This is a genomic window from Flavobacterium sp. UBA4854 (assembly GCF_002399805.1).
GTDB classification, from domain to species: Bacteria; Bacteroidota; Bacteroidia; order Flavobacteriales; family Flavobacteriaceae; genus Flavobacterium; species Flavobacterium ginsengisoli.
This window is the reverse complement of record NZ_DHEI01000014.1, coordinates 22690-33325: the sequence shown is the minus strand read 5'-3', so window position 1 is coordinate 33325 and position 10636 is coordinate 22690. Positions and strand designations below refer to the sequence as shown.

The following is a 10636-nucleotide window of genomic DNA, read 5'->3' as shown; positions in this document are numbered from 1 at the left end:
TTTGGAATATTTTTAAATTCAGTAAAAAGTTCTTTCAGCAAACCTTTACTTCCTAAATATTTAATACGGAATTGTTCTAACGATTCTTTATTTTTCTCATTAAAGGCTTTAGCTTCCTCTATGTGCTGTTTTATCTTATCTATCATTTTCCTTCGATAATTGAGAGTACAAATTTAGTGTTTTTAGTTGAAAGTGTGCGGTCTCAGTCGCAGTTTTAGGTTTTCTGTAAATTATTTTATCAGATTTAACTTTTCTTCAACTTGTTTAATCTTTACATGCCAATAATCTAAACCTTCCTGATTGGTTACTATTTCCTTTTTGTAATTAGGAGAAATACTGCTTAGTTTATGCCAATTTTTATTTAAATCGCGCTCTTTTTCTTGTTTTGTTGTGGGTTCAATTCTGCTGCGCCAAAAGTTCATATTTTCAAGGTACCTTTTTTTTATGTCTTCAAAATACTCCATTAATTTTTCTTTTGAACTCGGAATATAACCAGGCCCGCTGCAACCGCAGGAGTGAAACGTAATGCCTACAGAAAATAAACTTTTAATATGCTCCCACTTTTTGATATCGTCTTTTTTAGGCGATTCAAAATCGAGTCCCATATTAGCCATAAATTCTCCGCATTGCGGACATTTGGCTTCAAAAACCGATGTTTCTCCTTTTTTTATATCAACCATCAATCTTCTTTTAAAGGTCTTTCGACAATTAAAACAAGCATAATGGGGTTTATAAGATGTCATTGCGTATCTGCACATTTTTTTAATTTTAGTCTCAGTTTTCAGTGACAGTTTACAGTCTCAAAAGCTGAAAAACTGAGACTGCGACTGTAAGCTAAAAAACTACTCAATCAATTTTCTTTCTAAAAAATAACTTACAATCGCTTCTTTCATTAAAACCGATTGTTCACCGGCTTTTAACGGCGGTAAATTTTCTTTTACTTTGTAATGAGGCCAGCCTTCATCGTCGAAATATTCGAATTCATAAAATCCGTATGGCTCTAGCAATCGACAGATGGCAATGTGCATTAAATTCAGTTTTTCGTCTTTTTTATATTCACGGTGTACTTTTCCGTACTCCTGAACTCCGATTAGGTAAATTATGGCATCCAAATCTAGATCTTCGCCTTGCGAAAATTGATTAGAAAGTATATCAACGAGCTTTTCCCAGCGCTCTTTTAATTGTGTATCTCTAGACATTTAATTTATGATTTTAGATTGTAGATTTTAGATTGCTGATTTAAAAATCACTTCTGAAGGGGGCAGAATGCAATCTGAACTCTAAATTTGATTTGCAAAGATACAGAGTTCAAACTCAATGTACCTAAAAAAAATAAATACATCGAAAAACAGAACAGCAAAAACCTCTCAACCTTTGTCACTATGAACCTTTGAACCTAAAAAAAGATATATATTTGCGCCTTATTAAACACCAAACCCAAACATGAGTTTTTTTGATATTATCGTTGGTGCACTTTTGTGTTATAGTTTATACAAAGGCATTAAAAACGGACTTTTTGTAGAAGTTGCTTCTTTTATTTCTTTGTTGTTAGGAATTTATCTTGCGATTAAATTTTCTTCGCTAATGACAGGAATGATTTCAAAACATGTTTCTTGGAATCCGACCAACATTCAGATTACGGCTTTTATCCTGACTTTTATTTTAGTTGTAATTGGCGTTTATTTCTTAGCGAAAATATTAACCGGAATTGCTGATTTTGCCATGTTAGGTTGGATGAATAAACTTGGTGGAGGATTTTTCAGGATTTTAAAAACTATTCTTATTCTAAGCATTTTTATTGCTTTGTTCGAAAAGATTAATTTCAATCACACTTTTGCCAAACAAGAAACTTTAGACAAATCTATTTTTTATAATCCGGTAAAAAAAGTAGCAGCATTTGTTTATCCATCAATTGAAAAATGGTACGAAACGTTTAAAAAAGATCATTCTGAGAAACCAGAAGAAAAAGAACAAACTACAAACAAGGAATAATTCATTTTGTCAGGCTGAATGAAGTTGAAGCCTCTCGTTTACAAATAAAGAAACCCGACAGGTTTTAAAAACCTGTCGGGTTTAACTATAAAATTGAATATCTTTTTAAAAATTGATTTCTTTCTTTTCTCCTTTTTTCAAAACAACCTCTTGTTTTTTATCTCCATAAATCAAAGTTGTTTTTCCTCCATTTTTAGAAGAAACAATTACTTTTTCTGGCTTTTTATTGTTCCAATTCATTTCGATTTCAAAACCGCCTCTTGCGCAAATTCCTTTTACAGAACCTTCTGACCAAGCATCTGGTAAAGCGGGAAGCAATCTAATTTCATTTTCGTCTGACTGAACCAACATTTCTGCAACCGCAGCTGCGCCTCCAAAATTACCATCGATTTGAAATGGCGGATGTGCGTCGAATAAATTCGGATATGTTCCTCCTCCTCTTCTTGGCGTTTCTGTTTTTTTACCATCTGGATCAACGTAGCGCAACAATTCACGGAACATTTTATAGGCACGATTTCCGTCCCAAAGTCTTGCCCAAAGATTGATTCTCCAACCTTTTGACCAACCAGTGGTTTCGTCGCCTTTTATTTCTAATGTCTTTTTTGAGGCTTCGGCTAAATCTGGAGTTTTTAAAGGTGTAATATGATCGCCAGGAAAAAGCCCGAATAAGTGAGATTGGTGACGATGTTTTGGATCATTATCGTCCCAATCAAAATACCATTCTTGAAGATTTCCTTTTTTACCAATTTGGTACGGATGCAAATTGGCTAAATCTGCTTCCATTTTTTTTACAAACTCAGCATCAATGTTTAAAATTTTAGCAGCTTTAATCGTTTTATCGAAACATTCACGAATCATTGCCAAGTCGGCTGTTCCTCCATACATCGTTGCTCCTACAAAACCATCAGCCAGTTTATATTGATTTTCAGGCGAAGTTGATGGAGCTGTAATCAAATTTCCTTTTTTATCTTCTACTAGCCATCCCATACAAAATTCTGCCGCACCTTTCATTAAAGGATATCCTTCATTCTTTAAATAATCTTGATCTTTAGTAAAAATATAATGTTCCCAAATATGTGTACTCAACCATGCTCCTGCCATTGGCCAACAAGCCCACATTGGATCTTCTTTTCCAAATTGTCCAACCGGATTGGTCATCGCCCAAATGTCTGAATTATGCGCTGCTGCCCAACCCGACTTCACTCCATAAAAAGTCTCAGCAGTAACTTTTCCAGTCACTGAAAGGTTTTTTATAAAACTTAAAAGTGATTGATGCATTTCTGAAAGATTGGTGTTTTCTGCCAACCAATAATTTTCTTCCAGATTAATATTCATTGTATAATTACTACTCCAAGGCGGATTTAAATATGGATTCCAAAGTCCCTGTAAATTAGCTGGAACGCCTATTGTTCTTGAAGAACTTATTAGCAAATATCGTCCATAATTAAAATAGAGGATTTCTAGATTTTTATCTTCTTTTCCGTCAACGTAGCGTAATAAACGTTCATCTGTTGGTAAATCTGGCGCTGTAGTTTTGCCTAAATCTAAAGTAACACGATTATAGAATTTTTGATGATCAGCAATATGTGCGGCTTTTAATTTGTCGTATGACTTTGTAAAAGCATTATTTAATTCTTTTTTTGCAATTGGCTCTGCTACTCCATCAATTGATGGAGATTTATCAAATCCCGTAAAACTGGTTGCTACAGCAACATAAATTATTGCTTCTGTTGCATTTTTTACACCCAAAGTTGTATCTGTGTTTACTATTGTTCCATCAGTATTTTTAATTTTTAATAGAGAGGTAAAACGTGTCCCTTTAATGATCTTTTGCTCTTTTAAAGTTTCTTTTTTCAGATGAGCTAATGCCTTCTCCCTATCAAAATAACCTGCTGGAAGATACTCCTGAGTATATTTAAAATAACCAGGATTCTCATGCATTGGAGCGCGCCCAATAAGAGAAAGAACATTTTTTTTAATTTCAACCTTTGATTCTAACAAACTGCTGCTTTCTATGTCAAAATTTAAAGCACCTTTTTTGTTGCTTGTCAATTTAATAATCATAATTTGATCTAGAGCCGAAACAAAATATTCTCTCGTAAATTTTACACCATTGATTTCATAAGTAATCTTTGAAGTCGCATTCGAAAGATCTAACTCTCTGTAGTAATTTGAAACTTCTCCTGTATGATGATTTTTTATTTCCAATGTTCCAAGGGGCGCATAAGATTCTGAGTTTTTCCCTTGAATTTTTTTATTCAATTCTTCAGCCAACTTATAATCTTCTTTATTAAATGCATCACGAATTGCTGGCAGATTATTAGATGCATTGCTATTCATGTATGGATAGACGGGCTCGCCAGACCAAAGCGTAATGTCATTCAGATAAATTTTATCCAAATTTACTCCTCCAAAAACGGTTGCTCCCATTTTTCCGTTTCCTAAAACTAAGCTTTCTTCAAAGAATTCGGCTGGTTGTTTGTACCATAAAACATTTTTGGATTGCGCTGAAATGGTTGTATAGTAAAACGTGAGAAGTAAGACGAGAAATGTTTTTTTCATAAAGGTTAAATTCATTTTGGAACGTTTTTATGTTACCGATCAGATGTTCCTACGGAACATTTTTTTTTATATCCATTTTGATCAACGGATTTCATCCGTTGCTACCGATGAAATGTTCCTAACGGAACATCATCAATTTGTTTTCTTTACTTTTTAGTACGAACTACTTGCTCACTTCATATTTCTCATTTGCCGTAATCATTTTCCAATTATCCGTTCTGAAAGGCGATGCAGGGAATTTTTCTTTATTAAAGAGATTAATCGCCGTATCGTCGTCTGCCCAACCGTAGTGTACTGCAACTGGATTTTGAATTTGATCGCTTGAAACGATTATTTTGTTGTCTTTAATTATCGCTTTCGCGGAATGAAAAACTTTGTCGGCACCTGCAATTTCGAAACCTTTTAATTCATCATTATTTGGCGTTGATAATCCGCTGCCAATATTATCGAAACTTAAGATAATCTGGTTTCCTTTTATTTCTTGATATTTATAAGTTGGTCCGCTGTGAACTTGTTTTTTGCCGTAAATGTTATTCATCGCAATCGCTGCCAAACGCAAACCAATGTCTTGTTTGTTTGTTGGATGAATATCTTTGGCGTTTCCAATATCGGTTGTAACCGCCATTCCGGTGTTTGGTAATTTTAAAGTTTCAGATTGTGCTTCGCGAAGTTCTGCCCAACGGCTTCCTTTTTGGCTGTTGCCGCCAAATTCGTCAAAAGTGGATAATTGAACGAAATAGAAAGGGAAATTGCCTTGTTTAAATTTGGTTCTCCAATCGTTGATCATTAACGGAAATGCTTTTTTGTATTGTTTTGCTCTCCAAACATTCGCCTCTCCTTGATACCATAAAACACCTTGCATTGCGTAAGGAACCAACGGATTTACCATTGCATTGTACAATAATGACGGATAACTGTTTGGCGAAACTTCGATTCTTACTTTAATAACGTTGAATTTCCAAAGTCCTTCAAGTGGAAAGTTTGAATCTTTAAAATCAATTTTTAAATCTTCTGGATCGCCATAGATTCCGCCGCCGCCGCTGTAATCTGTAATTCTAACTGCGATTACGTTTGTTCCTTCTTTTAGGATATTTGCTGGGATTTGATAAATTCTTTTCTTGTCCCAAAGATTATTGGTTCCAACTTCAACGCCGTTTACATAGGTTTTGTCTTCATCATCTACTTTTGCTAAATGTAAAACGGCTTGTTTTTTGGCTTGTTCTGCTGTTAAAACTATTGTTTTTCGCATCCAAACAATTCCGTCTATATTTCCTATTTGCTGGTTTTCCCAAAGTGATGGCACTTTTATTTCTGGCCAGTTTTTATCTTGAAAGTCTAGATTTTTGAATTGCTCTTCGTTTTCCATTGAAACATCAAAACCTTGTACTTTTTTCAGATTATCTAAAACCGATTTTTTATAGGTTTCAAAAATAGCATTGATATCTACCGTTGGCACATTGGCAATCATCGATTTAAACTCGTCACTTTTTTCGAAAGCTTCACGGCTTGTCCAAGTTTCTACATTGGTTCCGCCCCAAGAAGTATTGATGATTCCGATTGGGATTTTTAATTCTGAATATAGTTTTCTAGCAAAGTAATATCCAACCGCTGTAAAGTTGCCTACATTTTCTTTGTTAGCTTCTTCCCATTTACCTTGTTTTAAATCGTCTTTTGGAGTTCCGCTTAAATCTTGTGCAACGCCAAAATGACGAATCATTGGATAATCGGCACTGCTAATTTCTTTTTCAGCATTCATGGTTTTGAAAACCTGAAATTCCATATTCGATTGTCCGCTGCAAATCCAAACTTCTCCAACCAAAACATTTTTAATAGTAATTTGATTTTTTCCAATTACGATTAATTCAAATGGTCCGCCGGCTTTTTCAGCAGCTAAATTTACCGTCCATTTTCCATTTTTATCAGCCGTAGTTTTCTTGATTTGTTTGTTAAAATGAATTTCTACACTTTCATTTGCATCTGCAAAACCCCAAATCGGAATTTGCTTGTTTCTTTGGAGTACCATTCCCTCAGAGAATATTAAAGGCATCCTCACATTAGCATTAGCTAAAACACTAATTAACAGAAAAATAAATATTACACTCTTTTTCATTTTTTTAATTTAAATATTTTTTTAACCATATAAGTGATATAAGTAAATATAAATTCTTAAAATAGATTAAACTTAAATTATCTTATATCACTTATATGGTTTAAACTATTTTTTTTACTTTAATCCGTCTATTAAAGCGTTTAAAGCCTGCGTATCAAAAACGGTATTATCGCTTCTATTTATAATCCCGAAACCATTATTTCCTAAGCTTCCTTCATCCCAATAAAAAGGTAATAATCCGTTTGCTTTTGCTGTTTTTACCACCGTTTTTAAATAATACGCTCTTGAATTTAAATGTAAAGTCAAAGCATCTCCAGTTAAAGTTGTTCTTCTAATTGCTCCAAATTCTCCTAAAAGAACTGGAATTCCTTTGTCGACAAACTGTGTTTTCATCAATTTGAAATTCTTTTCTAAATCGGCTTCTTCTCCCCAAGTTGGATTTCGTTCAGTATCGGTTGCAGAATGAAATCCTGCTCCCCAGTAATAGAACATTTTACCCCAAGTTTCGTCTTTGGTTAAACCAGCAAAATTCCATGGAGAATAGTAATGCACTTCGACTATCATTCTGCCTGCAACTTTATCTGTTGGCAATGTAGTCATTAATTTGTTTGTTTTTTCGATATCTGTTGTTGGCCCTTGAACTACCAAAACTCGAGTTGCATTTTTTCCTCCAGTAGAACGAACAGCATCAATAAACGTTTGGTGATACGAAGTCAAAACTGCCATTTGCGTTGCATCTTCAACCGCCGGTTCATTGGCGCTTGCAAAAAGTAAATGTTCGTCAAATCCGCGTAAATGAGTTGCGATTTGTTCCCAGAAAGCTTTTTGTTTTGCATTCGTTTCAACTTTTTTAGCTTCTGTGATATTATTTTCTAGCCAACCGCCGTCCCAATGGATATTTACGACTACATACATATCATTATCTACGCAATATTGTACCACTTCTTTTACTCTATCAAGCCACTCTGTTTTGATTTTGGCCGTTGTAGCATTTTCTAAATTTTGATTCCAAGAACATGGAATACGAATAGCATTGAATCCGTTTGCTTTTACGGCGTCAATCAAAGCTTTTGTTACTTTTGGATTTCCCCAAGCAGTTTCGCCTCCAGTTGCTTCCAAAGTGTTTCCAATATTCCATCCTAATTTAATTTTTGCAGCCAACTCAACAGCAGAACTTCCCATTCCAGAAGCATCTGCCGCAATTGGATTGGTGTTATAACTAGGATACAAACCTGCAACAACTGTAGCTGCAGTTTGCGAAACCGCTATTGTAACCGTTTTTGCCTCATTTGAGCTTAACGTGATTGAAGCTGTTCTGGTAGTCGTTTCTGTATTGGCAGAAGCGGTTACTCTAACAATTACACTTCCTTTACTTCCAGTTGTCTGACTCACTTTTAACCAGCTTTCAGAACTAGCCAAATTCCAAACTGCGGCTTCTGAATTAATAGTGATATCTGAAGTATTTTCTTTGCCGTCAAAATCAATTTTATTGGTACTTGCAGTAAGTGTTTTTATCGTTGTTTCTGGTGTGCTTTCTTTGTCTGAACTGCAGGCTAAAACGCCTAAAAAAGCAAAACATAATACAAAACTCAAGATATAGTCTTTGATTGTTTTTTTCATTTCGTTTGGTTTAAGTTAAGTTAAGTTTTTAAAATCAACGCCAGCTTTTAGTGGGCTGGCGTTAATAGTTTGGTTATTTTATAGCAATAAAAAGTTTTATTTAACTGTTACTTGAATTTCTTTTTTGATGTCTCTAGAAGAAGTTCCTACTTTTAAAGTATATTTTCCTGGTTCAACTGTCCATTTTTTAGAAGCAACATCATAATATGCCAATTCTTTTACAGGAACTTTAATTGTTATTTTTTCTGAACTTCCAGCCTTAACAGCAACTTTTTTGAAACCTTTTAATTCTTGTGCCGCACGAGTAATTTTAGAATCAGATTTTGAAGTATATAACTGTACTACTTCTTTTCCGTCTGCTTTTCCTGTGTTTTTAACATCTAAAGAAACTTCTATTACATCATTTTGAGCATACGAATCTTTGTCTGCTTTTACGTTATCTAAAGCAAAAGTGGTGTATGATAATCCGTAACCAAAAGGATATAATGGCGTAACGTTTTTAGTGTCAAACCAACGGTATCCAATTAAAAGTCCTTCGGTATAATTTACTGTTTTGTCTCCAGGGAAACTGTTTGTAGCATGTGCAGGAGAATCCTTTAAAGCTACTGGCATTGTCCAAGGTAATTTTCCTGACGGATTTACTTTTCCTAAAATAACATCGGCCAAAGCATTTCCGCCTTCAGAACCATTAAACCAACTCCAAACCAAAGCTGAAGTTTTTTGGCTCACTTCATTAATATCAAATGGAGCACCAGCCACCATAACTACAATAGTTTTTGGATTTACAGCCAATACTTGTTTGATTAATTCTTCTTGTCCGAATGGCAAATGTAAATCTCTACGATCTGAAGCTTCTGTTTCGTAATCACGATTTGAACCCGCAAAAATAATCGCCACATCAGAGTTTTTAGCCGCTTCTACTGCTTCTTTAACTTTTGCTGGATCTAGTTCATCAATTGTAACTGGTCCATTAGCCGTGATATTCCCTAAATTTCCTCTGTTCTTTTTATCGTAACGCTCTAAATATCCTTCCGCATAATTGATTTTGATTGAAGAAGGCAATCTGTTTTTAAGACCTTCAAGAGGTGTAACTTCTCTTTTCGTTTTCACTCCAGCTCCAAATCCGCCCAAAGCATTTTTCTTTGTCGCGTTGTTTCCAATCACTGCGATAGATTTTACTCCGTCTAGTTTTAAAGGCAATGCATTATTTTCGTTTTTCAACAATACAATCGCTTCAGCTGCAATTTTGTAAGCATCTTGGTAATGTGCTTCGGTTGCGATACTTCCTTTAGCACGCTCGCCACCGCCCATTGCTTTCACTTGGAATAAAACTCTTAAAATGCGTTTTACATGCAAATCAATTTCTTTTTCTGAAACTTCTCCAGATTTTACAGCCGCGATTAATTTATCTGCCAAGAAAAATTCATTGAAAGGTTTTGGCGTTCCCATTTCAATATCTAAACCGCTTTTCAAAGATTTTGCTGTAGAATGCACCGCAGCCCAATCTGAAACCACAATACCTTTAAATCCCCATTCATCACGAAGGATTTTATTCAGCATATAATCATTTTCACATAAATATTCTCCTCTGAATTTATTGTAAGCTCCCATGATACTGTAAGCTTTTGCTTCTTTTACAGTAGCTTCAAAAGCTGGAAGATAAATTTCGCGAAGTGTACGTTCGTCAATTTGCACATCTACAAAATCACGATTGGTTTCCTGATTGTTTGCTGCATAGTGTTTTACACAAGCCATTACATCTTTTTCCTGTAAACCTACAACCAAAGGCACTGCGATTTTTTTATTCAAAAACGGATCTTCTGACATGTATTCGTAAGTCCTTCCTCCAAGTGGAGTTCTTACCATATTAATTGCTGGAGAAAGCAACATATCTTTATCTCTTGCACGTAATTCTTCTCCTAAACTGGTTCCAAAAGTATGTGCCATTTCTGCGTTCCAAGTTGCTGCCAAAGCACCACCTGCTGGATAATACGTTGCAAAATCGTTTGTCCATCCTGCCGGAGCCCAATTGTCTCTAGAAATTTCTTCACGAACTCCTAACGGACCATCGGCCATTTTTAATTCTGGAATTCCTAAACGTTTTACTCCTGTGTTAGCAAACATACTATTACCGTGGAGCATTCCTATTTTTTCTTCTAATGTCATTTGCGAAATCAGCTTGTCGATTTCAGCATCATGTTCAGTACCTATTTCTTTTCCAACGTATTCTTCAGTCTCCGCCGAATTTGAAGCTACAGTCGGTGTTTCATTTTTACAAGAAGTAAATAATGCAAAAACCAAAGCCGCCGAAAGGTATATCATTTTGTTTTTCATAGATAGTTAGGTGTTTTT

At 34.9% G+C, this 10636-nt stretch carries 7 protein-coding genes and 1 pseudogene; 1 reads left to right on the top strand and 7 read right to left on the bottom strand.

From position 1 onward, the window contains the following. The 3 genes and pseudogenes from B3J44_RS01390 to B3J44_RS01380 form a co-directional block, all read right to left on the bottom strand. Nucleotides 1-146 (bottom strand): annotated as a pseudogene (locus B3J44_RS01390) (phenylalanine--tRNA ligase subunit alpha); the annotation flags it as partial. 84 nt (nt 147-230) lie between these two features. Next, a complete protein-coding gene (locus tag B3J44_RS01385) occupies nt 231-680 on the bottom strand; it encodes a hypothetical protein (protein WP_286965111.1) in 450 nt (149 codons plus the stop codon). A 162-nt stretch (nt 681-842) separates the two neighbouring features. After that, the gene (locus tag B3J44_RS01380; protein ID WP_111377556.1) at nt 843-1199 is read right to left on the bottom strand and encodes a hypothetical protein; all 357 of its coding nucleotides are present in this window, start codon (nt 1197-1199) and stop codon (nt 843-845) included. A gap of 244 nt (nt 1200-1443) precedes the next feature. Here B3J44_RS01380 and B3J44_RS01375 point away from each other — a divergent pair, with 244 nt between their 5' ends. After that, nucleotides 1444-1992 (top strand): CvpA family protein, encoded by a 549-nt coding sequence (locus B3J44_RS01375; RefSeq protein WP_286965107.1) that lies wholly within the window; start codon nt 1444-1446, stop codon nt 1990-1992. 105 nt (nt 1993-2097) lie between these two features. Here B3J44_RS01375 and B3J44_RS01370 read toward each other — a convergent pair whose 3' ends face one another. From B3J44_RS01370 to B3J44_RS01355, 4 genes are all read right to left on the bottom strand, one after another. Then, complete coding sequence (locus tag B3J44_RS01370) at nt 2098-4554, bottom strand: glycoside hydrolase family 95 protein (RefSeq protein ID WP_286965106.1); 2457 nt, start codon at nt 4552-4554, stop codon at nt 2098-2100. Nucleotides 4555-4717: 163 nt separating this feature from the next. After that, entirely contained in the window at nt 4718-6664 is a 1947-nt protein-coding gene (locus B3J44_RS01365; RefSeq protein ID WP_286965105.1) for a sialate O-acetylesterase, read from the bottom strand. Nucleotides 6665-6778: 114 nt separating this feature from the next. Beyond that, nucleotides 6779-8284 carry a cellulase family glycosylhydrolase gene (locus B3J44_RS01360; protein WP_286965104.1) on the bottom strand — a complete coding sequence of 502 codons (1506 nt, stop codon included), beginning with the start codon at nt 8282-8284 and terminating at the stop codon, nt 6779-6781. 96 nt (nt 8285-8380) lie between these two features. Then, on the bottom strand, nt 8381-10618 hold the full coding sequence (locus tag B3J44_RS01355) for a glycoside hydrolase family 3 C-terminal domain-containing protein (protein WP_286965102.1): 2238 nt from the start codon (nt 10616-10618) through the stop codon (nt 8381-8383). Nucleotides 10619-10636 lie beyond the last annotated feature (18 nt).